Source organism: Haloferax sp. Atlit-6N (assembly GCF_003383195.1).
Classification (GTDB): domain Archaea; phylum Halobacteriota; class Halobacteria; order Halobacteriales; family Haloferacaceae; genus Haloferax; species Haloferax gibbonsii.
Genome location: NZ_QEQJ01000003.1, coordinates 153,634 through 172,220, shown reverse-complemented (window position 1 = coordinate 172,220; position 18,587 = coordinate 153,634). Strand labels below are relative to the sequence as shown.

The window sequence follows — 18,587 nt, the reverse complement described above, 5'->3', positions numbered from 1 at the left end:
TCTCTTCCGGCGGCGGATGTTCCGCGAACTCAGTTCTCGAACCCGTCGTCGTATTGTTCGTAGGTGATGGTTAGCTTGCCTGCCGTTGGACGTTTCGCTGCGTCTCGAAGCGTTTTGAACGATTCGAGGAGTTCGCTTGTGTCGGTCGAGTCCCCTCGGCCGCTCGATGACTCTTCCCGTATCGTATCGTAGACTCGCTCCAGGATACGTCGAGCGGCGTACGAATCGGTCTTTGAGTCGATGTCGAAGGAAGCCACGTGACGAGACATACGCAGATATCGTGCCCCACGATGTTAACAGCCATCATGGTTCAGCCGGTAGCGTGTCATCGCCCACCGTCGGAGGTGATTCTCGTCCACTCGGGGTCACCGGTTCGGACAGCGGTGAGGATACACTCTGGCTCGGTTCTACCGAGAACTACCGTTTCGCAGTGTGCACGGTGAGCCCCCTTCGCGGCGAGAAGGTCGGCCAGTACACCGTTTCCGGCAGCACCGCCGATATGGAGAACGGGGCCAATGGGTTGGCTCGGGCGGGACTCCCCAACGAGTCGAAAACGGAGAGGGAAGCGCCTCGGAACCCGGCCACCCCGCAGACCGAATCGGCACCCACCTTCTTTACGGAGCGTTCCGTGGTCGCGAATAGAGGACTCGATGACATCGAAACAGGGCGGACACACGCCGCTTTCTCCTCGCGCGACGCGAGCGTTCGAACACCTTCGGCCTCTCGTCGCCGACCGCGACTCGGGGATGCCCGTGGCGGACGCGCGCCGTCGGGTGCGCTCGGCGGGCGAAGACCCCGAAACCGTCGACGAACTCCTGAACAAGGGCTACCTCTACGAAGTCGAAGGCGACGTGTACGTGACGTGAGGCGTGTCGCGCTGGGCTGTGAGGCGCGCGAGTGCGGACCGTCGACAAAAAAGCCGAAGCGAGACGAACTCATCGCGATGACGGCGACTTATTGTCCCGGTGGTGACGTCGGCCGAGTGACCTGATTACCGACGCCGGAGACGACGTACGTCTGGTACTCCCAGTCGCCGCCGAACGCGGGCGGGCGGTCGCCCGTGTACCGCGGGTCCGTCTCGTGGACGATGTTGTAGTTGTAGTTCCCGTTGTCGTCGTAGCCGCGGCAGTTGATCTGGTTTCTGACCCAGCCAGTGTCCAAGAACGGGTCGTTCGCGTACGTTCCCCGGTACTGGACTTTGTACTCACAGACGGTGAGACGGTCTTGGTCAAGCTCATCGATGCTGTCGACCGTCCCGCTGACCCGACCGTCGCCGAGGTCCCAGTACCAGTCTTCCTGCGGATACGCTCCCGAACCGTACTCGCCCTCGTACGCCAAGACCGACTTGTACGCGCCGGTAACGACCTCCCCCTCGTCAGGGATACCGTTGCCGTCTTCGTCGTCGAACTGGCTTTTCGCGGTCGAACTCGCGGTGCCGACGCCGGCGAACGCGACGAGACCCACAAGTCCCGCCGCGTTCCGAAGGACGGCTCGTCGAGTTCGTGGTTTTGTTGTCACTTCTGAACACCTCGGGTGATAGACAATGTCGGCGGGTAAATAGATATTTATCTGTCATATCTGGACACTATCAAAATCACCTGAGTGAACTGGTTCGGTGGCTATTATACAATTTTGAATTTCTCACCCGTCACAAAATTCATAATTCTTATTTTTTTAGGCGGGTCAACAAGTCCCGGTCGGGAGACAAGTCCATATCCTCTGGAGGCTCGACGCGTGTGCATCAACGAATCGGTCGCACAGGAGATCAACTGTCGCTCGGAAAGTAGCGAGCCACGAGATACTTACACCGCGAACGAGACGGTCGGTGTGCATCATGAAGAAGGTCCTCGCACGAATCGGAATCGGCAACGCGACCGTCGATACCGTCCTCCCCTCCGACACCGTCCGCGCCGGCGAGACGGTCGATGCAGAAGTGCGCATCGAAGGGGGTTCGACAGAACAGGAAATCGGGAAGATTCGGTTCGAACTGGAGACCCGCTACCGGACCGAAGAGGGCTACCGAGAGGTGGATATCGCGCAGTACACCCTCGCGGAAAGCCTCACTATCCAACCGGACGAGCGGGAGACGCGAGCGGTCTCGCTCGACATCCCTCGCGGAACGCCCGTCACTCTCGGGAACGTCGACGTGTGGGTCGAAACCGAACTCGACATCGAGTTGGCCGTCGACCCCGAAGACAAAGACTACCTGAACGTCCAGCCGACGCCGCGGCTTCAGGCCGTCTTCGACGCGCTCGACGACCTCGGCTTCTCGCTGCACAGCGCCGAATGCGAGGCCGACCCCCACGGCGTGTTCACCGCGAGCAGGCGCTTCGTCCAGGAGTTCGAGTTCCGACCCACGTCGGGGCCGTTCGCCGGCGAGTTGGACGAACTCGAAGTCGTGCCGCGACCGGGCGAAGACGCGCTCGAACTGCACCTCGAAGTCGACCGTCGCGGCGGCGTGCTGAGCGAGCTTAGCGACTTGGACGAGCGGACGGTCCAGACGACGGTCCGGACCACCGACGCGAGCCAGGTGCGCGACGAACTGGAATCGCTGATTCGCGCGAACGCCTGACGGCGGAACGCGGGGCGACTCACCCCAATCGCCTTCCGGCTACCCAACGCTTTTGCGTCGATTCGGCGTATCTGTGCGGGCATGACGACACCCGAAGACATCGACCTGGACTTCGTGCCGTTCGGCGAGACGGGCCTCCAGACGAGCGAACTCCAGTTCGGGACGTGGCGGTTCGGCAAGGAGACCGAACAGGGCAACGTCGAAATCGACGAGGAGCGCGCGCACGAACTGCTCGACGCCTACGAGGCGGCCGGCGGACGCTTCATCGACACCGCGGACATCTACGGCGGCGGCGCGAGCGAGCGCTGGATCGGCGACTGGCTCGACGACCGAGACCGAGAGCGGTTCACCATCGCGTCCAAGATTTACTGGCAGATTCGCGACGGCGACCCGAACAGCCGCGGGACGAACCGGAAGAACATCCGGCACCGCATCGACGCCCTACTCGACCGCCTCGACACCGACTACGTGGACGTGCTCTACATCCACCGCTGGGACGACGAGACCCCTACCCGCGAGATGATGAAGACGCTCAACGGCCTCGTCGAGGACGGAAAGGTCCACTACCTCGGCGCGTCGACCCTCCGACCGAACGCGTGGAAAGTGGCGAAGGCGAACGAAATCGCCCGCGCCGAGGGCTGGGAGCCGTTCACCGTCGCCCAGCCGCGGTACAACCTCGTCGACCGCGAAATCGAGGGGGACTACCTCGAGATGACCCGCTCGTACGGCATCGCGGTCTGTCCGTGGAGCCCGCTCGGACAGGGCTTCCTCACCGGGAAGTACACCCGCGAGGACGGCCTCACCGGCGAGTCCCGCGCCGCGGAGTCCAGCCGGTTCGAGGAGTCGTATCTGACGGAGGAGAACTTCGACGTGCACGACGAACTCGACGCGGTCGCCGAGGAAGTCGACGCGACGCCCGCCCAGACGGCACTCGCGTGGCTCATGCACCGCGACGGCGTCACGGCCCCCATCGTCGGCGCACGTACGGTCGAGCAACTGACCGAGAACCTCGAAGCCGCCGCTATCGACCTCACGGACGAGCAGGTCGACCGCCTGACCGAGGCGAAGCCCGACCCCTACGCGGGGCTCTAACTTCAGCGTCGAAGGAAACGGTGAGACGGCCTCCGGGAGAACACAGCGTTCAATGAGTCGCCCACTCTGGTACCCGACCGTCGACGATGTCATCGAGATACACGATGACATCGTTTCAGAGTCTGCGGAGACGACGCGCGGGGTTCAGAGCGAGGGGGATATCGAGTTCGCGTGGAGTATATCGAAACGGGAAGCTTCGGCGCAGCACCGGAGACCATACACGAGAAAGCGTACCATCTACTCCGACTCCTCGTCGCTAACCATCCGTTCGTCGACGGGAATAAACGAACCGCGCTGAACACGACAGTCGTATTCTACCTGCTCAACGGGTATCGATTGGAGTACGGCCACGAAGTCAGAGAGATTCTCAAGCAGTTCGGAACCGATGAAGCCGCCACGGACGAGGACGGCGTTATCGATTATCTCCGGACACACACACCAAAGAAGTCGACCTCAATGACGTGGTCGAACAGTGGCGAAACGGACTCGTTCGGCACGGACTCGACCAGTTAGACGACGACGCATCAGACCCGAAGCAATAACTCTACGGAAGACACAGTAGGCGTATGGCAACGAAAGACGGCGCGAACAATGAATCTGAACTCGACAGGGTGATGGAAGACATCCGTCGAGAGCTCGTTCTCCGCGTCGCGAAGGCCGACCGCGACGACCACCGGGGCGTGTACGACGCACTCGAACACGAGTAAACCCGGGTTTTCCGTGCGACCGCCGAGTTGGGTAACTAGTAGGGTTTCTGGGACTTCTTGAGTCAATATCCGGACGGAATTCGGGACGAACCGTACTCCGTTACACGCCCTCCCGAATCGTCTTGTAGAGGTGCGCGAGCGTCTTCATTCCCGCCGCGTTCCGTTCGAGGCTGTAGAAGGGGTGGAGTTCGGGATTGAACTTCGCCTTGTACCGGTTGATACGGCGGTTGTTCGCGCCGACGAGGTCGTACGTCGTCCGCCCGCGGTCCATCGCGTCGCGCATGATGTGCCAGTCGAGCAGGTCGTTGACGGCGAGGTCGGTGTCCACGTCGGTCCGCACGCCGCCCTGCCACCGCGACACCGTCTCCTTGTAGTCGACGGCGAGGATGCCGCCGACGAACTCGCCGTCGGTTCGGAGGACGTAGGGGCGAATCTGTCCCTCGGGAAGGGTGGTGTAGAGGTCCTTGACGAACGACGGGGTCGACCGGTACGAGATGCCCTGTGCCTCGTAGCGCGAGGCGACCTGTTCGACGATTTGCTCGATTTCTTCGGGACCGCCCTCCTCGATGGTGTACGCGTCGTCGGGCGCGTTCCGGATGTTCGACCGAGCGTCGCTGCTGAAACTCATGAACACGTCGTCGGCGCCGGGCGAGAGGTCGACGTGGTAGGTGTACTGCGGCGTTATCGCGTAGTCGTTCCACGAGAAGGCCCTGAGGTCGTCGTACCGGCCGTCGAGGCGGATATGGGTGTAGCGCGGTCGAATTTCGTCGCGGACCCATTCGAGGCAGTCGTCGATGAACTCGTGGTGCCGGCCCTCGCGCTTTCGCTGTTTCATGTGGTCCATGTTCAACAGGACCGGTCCGAGATACGCGACTCGCAGTTCCGGCGGCGGCGAGAACACCGTCGCGATTGGTCCTTTGTCGATGCGGAACATCGGAAACAGTCCGACGACTTCCTCACCTTTGCGTCCGACGAGCGGTATCAACTCCGCGCCGGCGTGGGCCGCCTGAATCTCAAGCGCGTCGTACTGATGGAACGCGTTGCCGTGCGGGGACTGTTCGACGAACGCGTCCCAGCCGTGGACGTCGTCTCCAGTCGCCCGTCGAACCTCGATGCTCATGAGTAGGGTGCCTGAACTGTCGCGTCTGACCCCTTTGTTATGCACCCGTTATGAGGCCCCTTTCACCGAATTTGGACGGAGTCAAACCGCGTTTCGGCTGGCGTTAGGAGCGAGTGAACAGGGCAGAGAGGTGAGAGAGACTACGCGAGTCGCGAGCGTTCACGAGGCGGGACGTGGCGCGACCAGCGACTCGACGGGACGCGGCCAGCAGCGCGGGGACTACCCTCGCGTTTGTAAAACCGGAGCGAAGTCACCGTTTTACGCCGACACGACGATAATTAGCATATGGCAGGCCTCTCCGAACGCGCCGCGGCGCTCGTGACGAGCGAACCGGTCATGGCGCACCTCGCGACCAGCGTCGACGACCGCCCCCACGTCGCACCCGTCTGGTTCGACTACGCGGACGACCGCGGAGTAATCGAGGTGCTCACCACGGGTCGAAAGCTCGAAAACATCCGCGAGAACCCGCGCGTCGCGCTCTCAATCCAGAAAGACGAGAACGGACAGGCGCAGTGGAAGGTGACGATTCTCGGGACGGCCACCGTCGTCACCGACGACGACGCCCGGAAAGACGCGACCCAGCGAATCAACCGGAAGTACGGGGCCGAAGAATCCGCGTGGCCCGAAAACGAACTCGTCCGAATCTCGGTGGGGACCGCGACGGTCAGCGAGTACTGAAGTCGTCCAGCCGGGATAGTGAGGCGAGCGAGTCGGACGACGGTGCCTCAGTCGGACGACGGCGCCTCAGTTCGGCCGTCGTCGAACCGGCGAATCTCTCGCGAGAGCCGACCGAGGTCGAACCCGGCGTCCGTGAGTCGGGCGGCGACGAGCGCCGCCGCCGTCGACACCACGAACGCCCCGCCGAAGGACGTGAGATACAGCGGGTCGGCGGCGGGGAGCAGGCCCCCGACGACCGGAATCGACGTGATGACGCCGCGGAGGTCGGGGAAGAACGCGAGGCCGACGGCGAGTCCGGTGAGACTGCTCGCGAGCGCGCCGGGGCCGGTGATTCGCGTCGAGTACAGCCCGTAGACGAGAGGGAAGGCGACGGCAGCGCCGAGCAGGTCGGCGAAGAAGAACAGCCGGAGGACGCTCTGGGCCCGGAGGCTGACGTAAATCGCGGCGACCGCGACGACGACTGTGAGCGCTCTCGACCCGAGCGCGAGGCGGCGGTCGCTCGGTTCCGCGAGCAGGCGCGCGAGGTCGGCGGTCACGAGGCTCGAAAGCGCATTGAACAGCGTGTCGATGGAGCTCATCACGAGCAGGAGCGCGAGGAGGACCGCCGCGAGGACGAGCCACTCGGGGAACGCCTCGCCGAGGAGGACGAAGAAGGCGGCGTCGGCGTTGTAGCCCGCGCTCGCGGGGTCGGTGACGACGGCGGCGTTACCGACCGCGACGACACCGAAGAAGGCGGTGACGAACACGATTGCGCCGTTTGCGAGCGCCGCGGTTCGAAAGCTCCGCCCGACCGTCTCCGACGAGTCGGCCGCGTAGATGCGTTGCCACCACGTCTGGTTGATGAGTTCCGCGCCGAGGATGGCGAACGCGAGCGCGAGGCCGAACTGCAGGCCGGCGACCGCACCGAGGTCGAGAAGCGCGGGGTTCGTCGCCGTGATACCGTCGATGGCGGCGGCGGGACCGCCGAGCGCGACGAGCGTGCCGGCGAACGCGAGCAACAAGAGCGGGATAACGATGACCGCTTGGACCGCGTCGGTCGCGATGCTGGCGCGGAGGCCGCCGTAACTCGTGTAGAGCAGGACGAAGCCGCCGACGAGGAGCGCGGTCTGCCACTGCGGGACGCCCGCGACGAGCGAGAGCGCGCCCGCGATGCCGGTCAACTCGGCGGCGAGGAAGATGAACATGTAGAGCGCGCTCACGAGGAGGACGAACGCGTACATCGCTGACCCGTATCGGGCGTGGGCGTACTCGGTCAGCGAGTGACCCTCGGGGATGAGTTCCCGAATTCGCGGGCCGAGGCGGGCATAGACGAGCATCGGGACGGCCTCGCCGACCGCGTAGCCGACGACGGCCGCGATACCGAAGCTCGCACCCGCCTCCGGAGCCGAAAAGAGCACCCACACGCCCATGACGGACGCGACGAGCGTCGCCGTCGTCCGCCGGCTCCCCGCGGAGTCGCGGGCGCTGATGAGGTCCTCGACGGAGCCGACACGACCGCGAGAGAACCACACGCCGACGCCGGTAAAGGCGACGAGCGTCGCGACGGTCAGCCCGAGCGCGACGGTCGAACTCACCATCGACCGTCACCCGGTCGAGAAGAGCGACCGCCCGACTTCGAGGACGCGGATGAAGTCGTAGGTGCCGTCAAGTCGCCGGACGGAGCCAGTTCGTACGCCTCGTCGAAGAACGCGACCTCCAGTTCGACCGTGCGACGGAACAGTTGTTCGAGCCGCCGCTGCCGACGCGGGGAGGCGGCCGCGCCCTCGCGGTCGAGTTCGGTCCGGAGCCACTCGACGAACGCCGCGAAGTCGTCGACCGCGTGGAGGTCGATCCACTCGGAGAGGTAGAACCGCGAGGGTGATTCAGAGGGGTTCGAGCCGGTATCGTCCGCGGCGGTCGCCCACGACAGGTAGACCCACTCGGCGGGGACGAGCACCGCCAGCGTCTCGGCGTACCCGCCCTGCCCCGCGGCGCGTTCGAGGAGGTCGATAAAGGCGCGCGTCGCCGGCGTAGTCTCCGGGTCGGAGTAGACGGATTCGGGAACGTCGAGCGCGTCGAACGCCCGGAGGAAGTAGTCGTCCTCGTCGTCGGTGAGAACGCCGAGGAACGAGACGAGTTCCGACTTCGACTCCATGGTCGGCGCGGTGCCGACGGCGTGGCCGAAGACGCCGACGAGGGTCTCCACGAAGGCGTAGTCCTGTACCAGGTACTGTCTGAACACGTCGTCTGCGAGTTCGTCGGCGGCGAGTTCTCGCGTCAGTCGGTGTCTCGTCGCGTCGTCCCACGAGTCGCCCGCGCGCTCGCGGAGCCAGTCGGTAAAGCGCGGGTCCGACCGCGACGCGGCGAACTCGTCGTACGTCTCGGGGGCCGACGGGTCCGCGTCGGACGAGTCGGGCGAATCAATCGAATCTGACTGATCGGCGTCGGTCATAGCGGCCACTCCTCGCGACGCCAGGCGGCGTCCCAAAACAGGTACTCGTACTGCGCCGACGTACGGAACAGGTCGCGGTAGCGCTCGCGGTCCGACTCGGTCGCACTCGCGGCCACGTCGTCCATGAGCGACTTACACCAGTCGGTGAGTTCGGTGAACTCGTCGCCGGCGTACATCTCGACCCACGCGGCGTACTGTTCGTGGTCCGGAGTCCCCGCGTCGGCGAGTCGGCGTCCCGTCTCGTTGAACCCCCACATACAGGGAAGCAGGGCGGCGACGATGTCGCCGAAGGAGCCGAGGGTCGCGGTGCGAACGAGGAAGTCAGTATAGGCGCGAGTCGTCGGCGACGGCGTCGTGGCTTCGAGTTCGGCGAGGTCGATGCCGAACTCGGCGGCGTAGCTCCGGTGGAGGTCCATCTCCTCGTTGACGGTCGATTCGAGGAGGCTCGCGAACGTTCCCATGGAGTCGAGCGTCGGGGCCTTCGCGGCACCGAGCGCGAAGAGGCGACTGTACTCGACGAGGTAGACGTAGTCCTGCCGTACCCAGTAGCGGAACGGCTCCTCGTCGAGGCTCCCCTCCCCGAGTCGAACGACCATCGGATGGTCGAGGATGGCCGACCAGAACTCGTCGGCCTCGTCGTGTATCGTGTCTGTGAACGCCATGGCGAGTAATCGAAGAAGACGCTGAAAAGAATTATGATAGGGTGGTATTCATTGGTTATTCACGCGAGAGAGCGGATGTCTCGGACCATCGTATCGGATTTGTTCGGCGGGGTTGCCGCCCGTTTCGACTGTTGCCAAGTTCGGGGCGTTGCCCGGTTTCGACTGTTTTTCCGACTGCCGGTCTCGAATGTTAGTTAGTCGCCCGACTAGCCAGTTGTCCGGTGAGTAACGCGTTCGAACGACCCCGGTAGTTTAAGACGAGTGAGTGTCAACTAATTCACAAGATGTCGCACGTGAACGCCGTCGGGTCCATCGAGATTCAGAACGTCGTCGCTTCGACGGAGGTTCCGGTCGAACTCGACCTCGAACGACTCTCGCTCGACATGGACGGGACGGACTACGACCCCGAGAACTTCCCGGGACTCGTGTATCGAACCCGAGACCCGAAGTCGGCGTGTCTCGTCTTCCGGTCTGGGAAAGTCGTCTGTACCGGTGCGGACAGCGTCGACGACGTGGGCACGGCCATCGAAACGCTGTTCGACGAGTTCACCGACCTCGGCGTACCCGTCCCCGAGGACGCGGACATCACCGTGCAGAACATCGTTTCGAGCGCCGACCTCGGGGCGGCGCTCAACCTGAACGCGCTGGCTATCGGACTCGGTCTCGAAGACGTCGAGTACGAACCCGAGCAGTTCCCCGGACTCGTCTATCGCCTCGACGAACCGAGCGTCGTCGTCCTCATGTTCGGAAGCGGGAAAGTCGTGATTACGGGGGCGAAGCGGACTACCGACGCCGAAGCGGCGCTCAAGACGGTCGACGAGGACGTTCGCGAGCTCGGACTGCTCGGGTAAGGTCTCGGTGTCCGTTGGGGCTGCGTGACCGTGCTAACAGTGTCGGAGGGTGTGTGGACCGAGACTCGTGTTGCCGTGACGGTCAGCCGTCTCTCGGTCATCTCTCGGCCGGTTCTCGATCGTCTCTTGGTTGCTCACCGTCCGTTCTTTGTTCTTCGTTCCTGTTTTCTTGTATATTGTTATAGATTGTATTTTATTGTATGTCGAGTAGTAATAGTAGTAATAGTGGTAGTAGTAGCAGTAGTAACTACTAGTCTACTCTAGCTACTAGTGATACCTGCACACTAGCGGTGTCACTGGGTTCGTTCGAGGTTCCCGTTTCTTCGTTTGGCGGTTGCCGAGTAGTCGTGGTTTTCCCCCGGTCCAGTCGCTGTTCGCGGATAGCCGGCTAGAAGCCGTCGGCTCGTTTCGTTCGGCCTGTCCGTGTTCGGGAGTACACACACACACCCCCCTCGCGTTTGTAACGGCTACGCCAGACCCTAGGGGAATTCGACACACCCCCCTCGCGTTTGTAAATATAGAAGCAAAAACATCCGAGAACCACTCGACCTGCGAACCGCCCCCACGCCGATTCGCGTTACATTCGCGAGGGTGGTGTGTCTGCACCGGTGCTTTCGACGCTCAACGTTACAAACGCGACGGTACTCCCCCCGTTCAATTACAAACGCGAGGGTGGTCTCTCGCGACTCGAGTTACAAACGCGAGCGTACCCCTCCAGTGAGTGGTTCCCCCGAGACCGTCTCGCGCGTTACAAACGCGAGGGTGGTGTCTGACAGCCTTACTTGCGCGATACTACTCGTTGATCGTCGAATCCAAAACCGGGACTGAAATACCGCTCAAACGGCCGTATTTGTCGCTGTTACAAACGCGAGTCCACCCCTTCACCTTTATTACGGGTGAGTATGAATAGCGAACTCACATGACATCGGACGAGAGCGAGGGTGGGACTCGCGACCCGCTGTTTCGCTACGACCAGCCTATCTTCGCGAACGAGGATATCCTCAAAATCTCTCACCTGCCGGGTCCCGACAAGATCGTCGGTCGCGACGAGCACATGTCGAAAGTCGCACAGGCGCTCAACCCCGCCATCTTCGGACGCGAACCGACCCACCTGTTCATCTTCGGGAAGACGGGGTCGGGAAAGACGCTCACCGCCCGACTCGTGAGCGAGCGACTCCAACACGAGGCGGTCCGCGAGGACGTCGACGTTCGCATCGCCGTCATCGACTGCGGCGAACAGCACACCGAGGCGTCGGTCATCAAGACGCTCGCCTCGCAGGTCAACGACCCGTCGAAAAGCGGGATGACGATTCCCGAGCGCGGGCTGTCGACCGGCGACTACTACAATCGACTGTGGCAGGTGCTCGACACCTGTTCCGACGTGACCATCGTCATCCTCGACGAAATCGACATGCTCCGCGACGACGAGGTGCTTCGAAAGCTCTCGCGCGCGGGCGAGAACCAGAAGATAGTGGACTCCCGTATCGGCATCATCGGCATCTCGAACAAGATCGACTACCCCGAGGAACTCACAGAGCGCGTCAAGTCGAGTTTCGCCCACGACGAACTCGTCTTCCCGTCCTACGACGCGAACCAACTCCGCGAAATCCTCGAAAACCGGAAGGACGCGTTCAAGCCCGGCGTCCTCACCGACGACGTGATTCCCCTCGCGAGCGCGCTCGCCGCCCAGGAACACGGCGACGCGCGGAAGGCAATCGACATCCTCCGCAACGCCGGTCGTATCGCCCGAAACGAGAGCGCGGAGACCGTCACCGACGACCACGTGCGGGCCGCCAAAGAAAAGAGCGAGGCCGACCGCTTCAGCGAACTTCTCGAAGGGACCGCCACGCAGTCGAAGGCCGTCCTCTACTCGCTCGTCCTCCAGACCGGCGGCCGAAAGACCGCCGAGATCACGACGAACAAGATTTATCGACAGTACCTCACCGTCGCCGACGACCTCGACATGGACCAACTCTCGGAGCGCCGCGTTCAGGAACTCCTGCAGGAACTCGACTTCCTCAACGTCATCCAGTCCGAAGTCCGGGGTCGCGGTCGCGGGCAAGGCGTCCACGGGACCCACCGCCTTCTCGAGGACCCGGACATCGTCAAGCGGGTGCTTCTCCGAGACAGTCGTATCTCCACGCTCGAATAGCGACGCCCGACGCGTGCGTTCGCGCGGAACCTTCCACGCCGACGGTCGAGTTGGAAAAAAGCTATCGTACGAACCCTTAACACACGCCCGTCTCTGTCGATAGACGACCGAAATCATGGACGAGGAGTTACTATCGTTGCTCACGAGTCTCGTCGAAATAGAGACCGAGAACCCGCCGGGAGACGAGGCGGCGGCGGCGACTTTCGTGTACGACTGGCTCGAATCTCGGGGCGTCTCGGCGACGCTCGTCGAGGAACCGTATCCCGACCGACCGCAGGTCGCAGCCCGCGTCGGCGACGGCGAGCCCTCGGTCGTCCTCAACGGCCACCTCGACGTGGTTCCGGCGGGCGACCGCGACCAGTGGGACCTCCCGCCGTACGAACCGACTGTCAGAGACGGTCGGCTGTACGGTCGCGGGAGCGCGGACATGAAGTGCGGCGTCGGCCTCGCGATGCTCGCGACGGTCGAATTCGCCGACGCGCTCGACTCCGGAGCCCTCGACGGGTCGCTCGTGTTCCACGCGGCCGTCGGGGAGGAGACGGCCGAACCGGGAACGAAGGCGCTCCTCGAACGCGGCTACGACGGCACCTACGGCGTCGTGCTCGAACCCACGTCGCTGCGAACCGCGACGAGCGCGAAGGGCCTCGGCTGGTACGAGATTACCGTCGGCGGCGACCCGTCGCACGCGAGCCGGCCTGACGAGGGTGACAACGCGATCGGGAACGCCCGACTCGTTCTCGACGCGCTCGCGGCGTACGACGAGCGGATTCGACAGCGGTCTGACCCCCTCGTCGGCCGGCCGACGGCGACGGTCACGCAGTTCGAGGCGGGGACCAAGGAGAACGTCGTCCCGGAGGGCGCGACGATAACGGTCGACAGGCGGTTCGTTCCCTCGGAGTCCGTCGAGGAGGTCGACGCCGAAATCGACGCGGTACTCTCCGACGTCGCGGCCGAACACGACCTGCACGTCGAGTGGACGCGAACGCGGGTCTACGAGTCGGCGGCGATTCCGACCGACAGTGACATCGCGACGCGCTTTCGGGACGCGGCCGCCGAGCGGGCCGACGTCGACCCCGAGCCGTGGGGCATTCGGGCGGCGACCGACGTTCGGAACCTCGTCAACGACGCCGGGATGGACGCGATTACGTGGGGTCCGGGGTCGATGGCGCAGGCCCACGCCTACGACGAGTACATCGAGCTGTCGGAGGTCGAAGCCGGGTACGACATTCTCTGCACGGCACTCCGCGGACTGTTCGAAGACGTGGAGAACTGACGGTCCGAACGTCGGCCCTCGGCCGAACGACTCGAAAAAATCGGCTGACGGCGACTTCGATTATTCGACGAGCTCTTCGAACCGCTCGACTGCGGCGCTCGCGACCGCCATGTCTTCGGACACCTCGCCGCCGCTGACGCCGACGGTCCCGACGATTTCGCCGTCGACTTCGAGGGGATAACCGCCGCCGAAGACGACGAACCGATTCTCGTCGGTCGTCTGGAGTCCCCAGAGCGACTCGCCGGGGTGTGTCGGCTCGGCGAGTTCGTGCGTGGGCGTCTGTAGCGCGGCCGCCGTGTACGCTTTGTTCCGAGAGATGTCGACGCTCGCGAGCCACGCGTCGTCCATTCGGTGCTGTGCGATGAGGTTACCCTCCGGGTTCGCGACCGTAATCACCATTCGCAGTCCCATCGATTCGGCCTCCGCCTCGGCCGCCTCGATGAGTACCTTCGCAGTTTCGAGATTGATTGCATCGGACATATCGCTTCGTCGAAACGGGTCTCGACGGGCTCACTTATACGTAAGCCGAGGGGACCGACCGTTCGGCTGATTTCGTCTCTACGCCCCGATATCGGGCGTTTGAGTCGTCTCGAACCGCTCTGGTGATAGAACAATAAAAGTAAACTACGTGACAATACGTGTCGGCCTTCGGCGAGTGGGGGCCGGAGGGCGTCGTTGCGGCTCACCGCGATTCGCGACTCCGCGCACGTCTCGGCGTCCGGTCAGTCGTACAGCGGGTACTCGTCGGTCAGTTCGTCGACCTTCTGGCTGACGAACCCCTTGACGGACTCGTCGTGCGGCGCTTCGACGACCTCGTAGATGAGGTCGGCGACGGTTCGGCAGGCCTCCTCATCGAAGCCGCGGGTCGTCAGCGCGGGCGTGCCGGCGCGAATCCCGCTCGGGTTGAACGCCGAACGACTCTCGCCGGGGACCGTGTTGGCGTTGAGGACGATACCAACCTCTTCGAGGGCCGCTTCGACGTCCTTGCCGGTCGTGTCCGGGTGCGACGGCCGGAGGTCGACGAGGACCAAGTGGGTGTCCGTGCCCCCGGAGACGAGTTCGAGGCCGCGCTCCTGTAGCCGCTCGCCGAGGGCGGCGGCGTTATCGACGACCTGCGACGCGTACTCCTCGAACTCGGGAGTCAGCGCCTCGCCGAAGCCGACCGCCTTACCGGCGACGTTGTGCAGTATCGGCCCGCCTTGGAGTCCGGGAAAGACCGCGGAATCGACGTCGTCGGCGTGCTCTTCGTCGCACATGATGATGCCGCCGCGACCCGAGCGAATCGTCTTGTGGGTCGAGCCGGTGACGAAGTCCGCGACGCCGACGGGCGAGGAGTGTTCGCCCGCGGCGACGAGGCCGGTGATGTGGGCGATGTCGGCGAGGTGGTACGCGTCGACCGCTTCGGCCGCGGCCTGCACGCGCTCCCACTCGACCTCCCGCGGGTACGCGGAGTACCCCGAGATGATGATGTCCGGGTCGAACTCCTCGGCCTTCTCGGCGAGTTGCTCGTAGTCGACGTAGCCGGTCTCGGCGTCGACTTCGTACTGTTCGACCTCGTACGTCTTCCCCGCGACGTTCACCGGGTGGCCGTGGCTCAGGTGGCCGCCGTGGGTCAAATCGAGCGAGAGAATCTTGTCGCCGGGGTCGAGCACGGCGAGGAACACGCCCATGTTCGCCTGCGACCCCGAGTGCGGTTGGACGTTGACGTGGTCGGCACCCCAGAGTTCCTTCGCGCGGTCGATGGCGAGCTGTTCGACTTCGTCGGCGTACTCGCAGCCGCCGTAGTACCGGCTTCCCGGGTAGCCCTCGGCGTAGTTGTTCGTCAGCTCCGAGCTTTGGGCCTCCATAACCGCCTCGCTGACGTGGTTCTCGCTCGCTATCATGGCGAGCGTGTCGTTCTGCCGCCGGCGTTCGTCCGTTAGCGCGTCGGCGACTGCCGGGTCGGTCTCTCGAACGGTATCGTAAGGCATCGTGGGTGCATCTCGACTCTGCGGTATAACGCTTCGCCGACCCCCGAGACGGGGGCGGAACGTCGAGCGAGAACCACAACCTAACAGAACACGTATGTTCTGTGGTCGGGTCGATAGGCGTGACGATTGCCCGTGGTATCTATCTACGAATAATTCGAATTGAGTCCGTTGACTGCCGAAATCAGTACATAACGTGTTCGATGACCTCATTGAATTCGACCGACCGACGATAGTTCTATATTGGAACTTCGTCACGTTCGTCTCACAAACCGTGCTAAGAACTATCACAGCTTGCGAACAGTCTCGAACCCGGGGCGACGCGCGCGTGCCGTCCCGGCGTGCCGCGCGACCGACCGTCGGGGTGAGTCGCCGATGAGCGAGGCGGAGTCGCTCCCGGTGCAGTACCGCGATATTCAACGCGCGCGCGAGCGACTCGAAAACGACCGCGTCGTCAAGCGAACGCCGATAGAGCGGAGCACCTCGCTCGGCGACCTCGTCGGCGCGGACGTCTACCTGAAGATGGAACACCTCCAGTGGACGGGGTCGTTCAAGACGCGGGGCGCGTACAACAAGATACGACAGGACACCGACCGCGGAATCGACGAGTTCGTGGCCGCGAGCGCCGGCAATCACGCGCAGGGCGTCGCGCTCGCCGCGACCGAGTGCGGGGCCGACTCCACGGTCGTGATGCCGGAGAACGCCCCGCAGACGAAAATCGACGCCACGCGCGACTACGGCGCGGCGGTCGAACTCGTCGGCGAGGACTTCCAGGAGACGATGGCGTACGCGCAGTCGCTCGCCGAGGAGTCGGACGCCGAGTTCGTCCACGCGTACGACGACTGCGACATCGTCGCCGGGCAGGGGACGCTCGGCGTCGAGATGTACCGCGACCTCCCCGAGATGGACACCGTGGTCGTCCCCATCGGCGGCGGCGGACTCATCTCGGGTATCGCGACCGCCATCAAGCACCACGACCCCGAGATTCGCGTCGTCGGCGTGCAGGCCGCGGGCGCGGAAACGGTCCACGAGAGCCTCGACAAAGGCGTTCCCGTGACGCTCGACGACACGAACACCATCGCCGACGGCATCGCGACCGGCGGCATCTCGGAGTTGACGCTCCGAACCATCGAGGAACACGTCGACGAGGTCGTCACGGTCTCCGACGGGGAAATCGCAGAGGCCATCCTCCTCTTGCTCGAACGCGCCAAACAGGTCGTGGAGGGCGCTGGTGCCGCCTCGGTCGCCGCCGTGCTGAGCGACGACCTCGACGTCGAGGGCGAGACCGTCATGCCGCTGCTCTGCGGGGGGAATCTGGACATGACGATGCTCCAGACGGTGCTCGTCCATGCGCTCACCAGCCGCCGGCAGACGCTGCGCCTCCGGGTCCGAATCCGGGACGAGCCCGGCGAGATGGCGCGGCTCTCCCGACTCATCGCCGACCGCGACGCGAACATTCACGACGTTCGCCACGTCCGCGCCGTCGACGCCCTCGACGTCGGCGAGGCGCACCTTCTGTTCCGCATCGAGACGAAAGGGGCCGAACACGCGGCGGCCGTCGTGGACACGATAGAAGACGCGGGCTACGCGGTCGACGACGTTTCGGCCCGGCGATAGCCCGCGTCGCTCGTCGGTTTCGGTCGCTCTCGCGGTCTCAACACAACCTACCTTTATTTTGATAATTCGTGCGAGTTCCGTCGGGACACAGCTTGAAGGACGGGAACGCCGACACTCTCCCCGTGAAGCGAATCATCGATACCGACGAAGCGCCCGCCGCGGTCGGGGCGTACAGTCAAGCGACGACGAACGGCTCTATCCTCGTCACGGCCGGGCAACTCCCGCTCACCCCGGACGGGGAACTGCTCGACGACGAGTCGGTCGAAGAACAGACGCGTCAGTGCCTTCGGAACGTGGAGGCCATCCTCGCCGCCGAGGGACTGACGCCGGAAGACGTGCTCAAGACGACTGTGTTCCTCGACGACATCGACGACTTCGACGCGTTCGACGAGGCGTACAGCGCCTTTTTCGACGTGGAACCGCCCGCTCGGAGCGCGGTCGGCGTCGGCGACGTGCCGAAGGGCGCGGCCGTAGAAATCGAGGCCATCGCCGCGGTCGAATAACGCCCGCTACTTCTCTCCGGCCGACGCTCTGATGCGCGCCACGACGTCCTCTCGGCTCACATCGGGGTCGTCGTCGGTCGTGAGGCGGCCCATCACGAATTCGAGCAAGTCGAGGTCTTGGAGCAGTTCGAGCGCGTCCATACGTTCGAGGCCAAGCACCTTCCCGAACTCGTAGACGGTCTTGGCGTCGTTGGCGGCGTCGGCGAGTTGGTCGATTGTGACGGACTCGGGAAGGCCGATGCCGTCGGCGAGCGCCTCGGGAGATTCGCCGGCGTCGCTGGCCGGCGTCGGCGCTCGCTCGATAGCCGCCGGCTCGCCGGCGAGCGACGTTTCGTACGACGACGGCTCGTGGACGCCTTGGTCTATCATGTACCTGCGGACCGTCTCGTCGGTCACGTCCATCTCGAAGGCGTCGGCCATCCGCTCGAACGTCTCGTACCGCGCGTACACGGCTTCGAGGTACGGCGTGTCTTCGAACGCCGGCACGTTCGGGTCCCGGACGGTCTCGGGTGACTCGGTATCGGCGTCGCCCGTCTCCTTCGGAGCCGCCGGCGCCGCATCGGCCGCAACCGTGACGACGACCGAGGGCTCCCCGTCGAGCGAGACCTCCGCGGCATCGATGGCGACGTGTTCGCGGCCGCTCGGCAACACGTCGTCGACTTCGAGCGTGAGCCCAATCGTCCCGTCGGAGTCGAGTGAGGTCCCTCGGACTCCGACGCCGGAGCCGCCGCCGGCGCTCGACGAGAGCGTGAACTCGACGTCGGCCGACGCGCCCGTCTCCGTGACCGCCACGGACGACTCTTGGACGTTCGCGGCGTCCGTCCGCTCGCATTCTTCGAGGAATTCGCCCAGTCGCCGAAGCGATGTGCCCACACTCATTGTCCGTCTCGGTCTCGACGGACGCGCCGGGACTCCCTGAAAAGCGGTGTGGAATACTGAGTGGATTTATATAGCCCCACAGA

Annotated in this window: 20 protein-coding genes; 11 read left to right on the top strand and 9 right to left on the bottom strand. The window is 64.1% G+C overall.

Annotated elements, in window-relative coordinates:
* Nucleotides 1-29: 29 nt before the first annotated feature.
* Complete coding sequence (locus DEQ92_RS13100; protein WP_049904866.1) at nucleotides 30-269, bottom strand: hypothetical protein; 240 nt, start codon at nucleotides 267-269, stop codon at nucleotides 30-32.
* A gap of 381 nt (nucleotides 270-650) precedes the next feature.
* On the opposite strand from DEQ92_RS13100, the gene DEQ92_RS13095 reads away from it, so the two are divergent.
* Nucleotides 651-866: a hypothetical protein gene (locus tag DEQ92_RS13095; protein WP_004971465.1), complete on the top strand. Its 216-nt coding sequence runs from the start codon at nucleotides 651-653 to the stop codon at nucleotides 864-866.
* Between the two features lie 88 nt (nucleotides 867-954).
* On the opposite strand, the gene DEQ92_RS13090 is transcribed toward DEQ92_RS13095, so the two are convergent.
* Nucleotides 955-1,518 (bottom strand): hypothetical protein, encoded by a 564-nt coding sequence (locus tag DEQ92_RS13090; RefSeq protein WP_233516867.1) that lies wholly within the window; start codon nucleotides 1,516-1,518, stop codon nucleotides 955-957.
* Between the two features lie 316 nt (nucleotides 1,519-1,834).
* Here DEQ92_RS13090 and DEQ92_RS13085 point away from each other — a divergent pair, with 316 nt between their 5' ends.
* The 4 genes from DEQ92_RS13085 to DEQ92_RS23895 all read left to right on the top strand — a co-directional run bounded on the left by DEQ92_RS13085 (nucleotide 1,835) and on the right by DEQ92_RS23895 (nucleotide 4,371).
* Nucleotides 1,835-2,572 (top strand): sporulation protein, encoded by a 738-nt coding sequence (locus DEQ92_RS13085; RefSeq protein WP_115820926.1) that lies wholly within the window; start codon nucleotides 1,835-1,837, stop codon nucleotides 2,570-2,572.
* A gap of 81 nt (nucleotides 2,573-2,653) precedes the next feature.
* The gene (locus tag DEQ92_RS13080; protein WP_050460006.1) at nucleotides 2,654-3,664 is read left to right on the top strand and encodes an aldo/keto reductase; all 1,011 of its coding nucleotides are present in this window, start codon (nucleotides 2,654-2,656) and stop codon (nucleotides 3,662-3,664) included.
* A gap of 171 nt (nucleotides 3,665-3,835) precedes the next feature.
* Nucleotides 3,836-4,177: a type II toxin-antitoxin system death-on-curing family toxin gene (locus DEQ92_RS13075; RefSeq protein WP_004972278.1), complete on the top strand. Its 342-nt coding sequence runs from the start codon at nucleotides 3,836-3,838 to the stop codon at nucleotides 4,175-4,177.
* A gap of 53 nt (nucleotides 4,178-4,230) precedes the next feature.
* On the top strand, nucleotides 4,231-4,371 hold the full coding sequence (locus DEQ92_RS23895) for a hypothetical protein (protein ID WP_169330631.1): 141 nt from the start codon (nucleotides 4,231-4,233) through the stop codon (nucleotides 4,369-4,371).
* 100 nt (nucleotides 4,372-4,471) lie between these two features.
* Here the strand turns inward: DEQ92_RS23895 and DEQ92_RS13070 are convergent, their stop codons facing one another.
* Complete coding sequence (locus DEQ92_RS13070; protein WP_004972276.1) at nucleotides 4,472-5,491, bottom strand: GNAT family N-acetyltransferase; 1,020 nt, start codon at nucleotides 5,489-5,491, stop codon at nucleotides 4,472-4,474.
* 285 nt (nucleotides 5,492-5,776) lie between these two features.
* Here DEQ92_RS13070 and DEQ92_RS13065 point away from each other — a divergent pair, with 285 nt between their 5' ends.
* Entirely contained in the window at nucleotides 5,777-6,169 is a 393-nt protein-coding gene (locus DEQ92_RS13065) for a pyridoxamine 5'-phosphate oxidase family protein (protein WP_004972274.1), read from the top strand.
* Nucleotides 6,170-6,216: 47 nt separating this feature from the next.
* Here the strand turns inward: DEQ92_RS13065 and DEQ92_RS13060 are convergent, their stop codons facing one another.
* The 3 genes from DEQ92_RS13060 to tenA are packed head-to-tail and all read right to left on the bottom strand — an operon-like array spanning nucleotide 6,217 to nucleotide 9,262.
* The gene (locus DEQ92_RS13060; RefSeq protein ID WP_004972271.1) at nucleotides 6,217-7,746 is read right to left on the bottom strand and encodes a sodium:solute symporter; all 1,530 of its coding nucleotides are present in this window, start codon (nucleotides 7,744-7,746) and stop codon (nucleotides 6,217-6,219) included.
* The gene (locus DEQ92_RS13055) at nucleotides 7,740-8,600 is read right to left on the bottom strand and encodes a TenA family protein (protein ID WP_004972269.1); all 861 of its coding nucleotides are present in this window, start codon (nucleotides 8,598-8,600) and stop codon (nucleotides 7,740-7,742) included. The genes DEQ92_RS13060 and DEQ92_RS13055 overlap by 7 nt, the downstream gene beginning before the upstream one ends.
* The gene (tenA, locus tag DEQ92_RS13050; RefSeq protein WP_115820925.1) at nucleotides 8,597-9,262 is read right to left on the bottom strand and encodes a thiaminase II; all 666 of its coding nucleotides are present in this window, start codon (nucleotides 9,260-9,262) and stop codon (nucleotides 8,597-8,599) included. The genes DEQ92_RS13055 and tenA overlap by 4 nt, the downstream gene beginning before the upstream one ends.
* A gap of 284 nt (nucleotides 9,263-9,546) precedes the next feature.
* On the opposite strand from tenA, the gene DEQ92_RS13045 reads away from it, so the two are divergent.
* The 3 genes from DEQ92_RS13045 (at nucleotide 9,547) to DEQ92_RS13035 (ending at nucleotide 13,538) form a co-directional block, all read left to right on the top strand.
* Nucleotides 9,547-10,113 (top strand): TATA-box-binding protein, encoded by a 567-nt coding sequence (locus DEQ92_RS13045; RefSeq protein WP_004972266.1) that lies wholly within the window; start codon nucleotides 9,547-9,549, stop codon nucleotides 10,111-10,113.
* A 919-nt stretch (nucleotides 10,114-11,032) separates the two neighbouring features.
* Nucleotides 11,033-12,265 carry a Cdc6/Cdc18 family protein gene (locus tag DEQ92_RS13040; RefSeq protein ID WP_004041152.1) on the top strand — a complete coding sequence of 411 codons (1,233 nt, stop codon included), beginning with the start codon at nucleotides 11,033-11,035 and terminating at the stop codon, nucleotides 12,263-12,265.
* Between the two features lie 115 nt (nucleotides 12,266-12,380).
* Entirely contained in the window at nucleotides 12,381-13,538 is a 1,158-nt protein-coding gene (locus DEQ92_RS13035; protein WP_050460009.1) for a M20 family metallopeptidase, read from the top strand.
* 60 nt (nucleotides 13,539-13,598) lie between these two features.
* Here DEQ92_RS13035 and DEQ92_RS13030 read toward each other — a convergent pair whose 3' ends face one another.
* Both DEQ92_RS13030 and glyA read right to left on the bottom strand, forming a co-directional pair.
* Entirely contained in the window at nucleotides 13,599-14,018 is a 420-nt protein-coding gene (locus tag DEQ92_RS13030; protein ID WP_115820924.1) for a heme-binding protein, read from the bottom strand.
* A gap of 242 nt (nucleotides 14,019-14,260) precedes the next feature.
* Nucleotides 14,261-15,508 carry a serine hydroxymethyltransferase gene (gene glyA / locus DEQ92_RS13025; protein ID WP_050460010.1) on the bottom strand — a complete coding sequence of 416 codons (1,248 nt, stop codon included), beginning with the start codon at nucleotides 15,506-15,508 and terminating at the stop codon, nucleotides 14,261-14,263.
* A 372-nt stretch (nucleotides 15,509-15,880) separates the two neighbouring features.
* On the opposite strand from glyA, the gene ilvA reads away from it, so the two are divergent.
* Together ilvA and DEQ92_RS13015 are read left to right on the top strand one after the other, a co-directional pair.
* Nucleotides 15,881-17,122 carry a threonine ammonia-lyase gene (ilvA, locus tag DEQ92_RS13020; RefSeq protein WP_004972259.1) on the top strand — a complete coding sequence of 414 codons (1,242 nt, stop codon included), beginning with the start codon at nucleotides 15,881-15,883 and terminating at the stop codon, nucleotides 17,120-17,122.
* Nucleotides 17,123-17,244: 122 nt separating this feature from the next.
* Nucleotides 17,245-17,625, top strand: coding sequence for a Rid family detoxifying hydrolase (locus DEQ92_RS13015; RefSeq protein WP_004972257.1), 381 nt, complete (start codon nucleotides 17,245-17,247; stop codon nucleotides 17,623-17,625).
* Between the two features lie 6 nt (nucleotides 17,626-17,631).
* Here DEQ92_RS13015 and DEQ92_RS13010 read toward each other — a convergent pair whose 3' ends face one another.
* Entirely contained in the window at nucleotides 17,632-18,504 is an 873-nt protein-coding gene (locus DEQ92_RS13010) for a hypothetical protein (protein ID WP_049904922.1), read from the bottom strand.
* Nucleotides 18,505-18,587: the final 83 nt, after the last annotated feature.

Coding starts and splice junctions, on each gene's coding strand:
- DEQ92_RS13100 (WP_049904866.1), bottom strand. CDS start 269: ATGTCTCGTCACGTGGCTTCCTTCGACATCGACTCAAAGACCGATTCG.
- DEQ92_RS13095 (WP_004971465.1), top strand. CDS start 651: ATGACATCGAAACAGGGCGGACACACGCCGCTTTCTCCTCGCGCGACG.
- DEQ92_RS13085 (WP_115820926.1), top strand. CDS start 1,835: ATGAAGAAGGTCCTCGCACGAATCGGAATCGGCAACGCGACCGTCGAT.
- DEQ92_RS13080 (WP_050460006.1), top strand. CDS start 2,654: ATGACGACACCCGAAGACATCGACCTGGACTTCGTGCCGTTCGGCGAG.
- DEQ92_RS23895 (WP_169330631.1), top strand. CDS start 4,231: ATGGCAACGAAAGACGGCGCGAACAATGAATCTGAACTCGACAGGGTG.
- DEQ92_RS13070 (WP_004972276.1), bottom strand. CDS start 5,491: ATGAGCATCGAGGTTCGACGGGCGACTGGAGACGACGTCCACGGCTGG.
- DEQ92_RS13065 (WP_004972274.1), top strand. CDS start 5,777: ATGGCAGGCCTCTCCGAACGCGCCGCGGCGCTCGTGACGAGCGAACCG.
- DEQ92_RS13060 (WP_004972271.1), bottom strand. CDS start 7,746: ATGGTGAGTTCGACCGTCGCGCTCGGGCTGACCGTCGCGACGCTCGTC.
- DEQ92_RS13055 (WP_004972269.1), bottom strand. CDS start 8,600: ATGACCGACGCCGATCAGTCAGATTCGATTGATTCGCCCGACTCGTCC.
- tenA (WP_115820925.1), bottom strand. CDS start 9,262: ATGGCGTTCACAGACACGATACACGACGAGGCCGACGAGTTCTGGTCG.
- DEQ92_RS13045 (WP_004972266.1), top strand. CDS start 9,547: ATGTCGCACGTGAACGCCGTCGGGTCCATCGAGATTCAGAACGTCGTC.
- DEQ92_RS13040 (WP_004041152.1), top strand. CDS start 11,033: ATGACATCGGACGAGAGCGAGGGTGGGACTCGCGACCCGCTGTTTCGC.
- DEQ92_RS13035 (WP_050460009.1), top strand. CDS start 12,381: ATGGACGAGGAGTTACTATCGTTGCTCACGAGTCTCGTCGAAATAGAG.
- DEQ92_RS13030 (WP_115820924.1), bottom strand. CDS start 14,018: ATGTCCGATGCAATCAATCTCGAAACTGCGAAGGTACTCATCGAGGCG.
- glyA (WP_050460010.1), bottom strand. CDS start 15,508: ATGCCTTACGATACCGTTCGAGAGACCGACCCGGCAGTCGCCGACGCG.
- ilvA (WP_004972259.1), top strand. CDS start 15,881: ATGAGCGAGGCGGAGTCGCTCCCGGTGCAGTACCGCGATATTCAACGC.
- DEQ92_RS13010 (WP_049904922.1), bottom strand. CDS start 18,504: ATGAGTGTGGGCACATCGCTTCGGCGACTGGGCGAATTCCTCGAAGAA.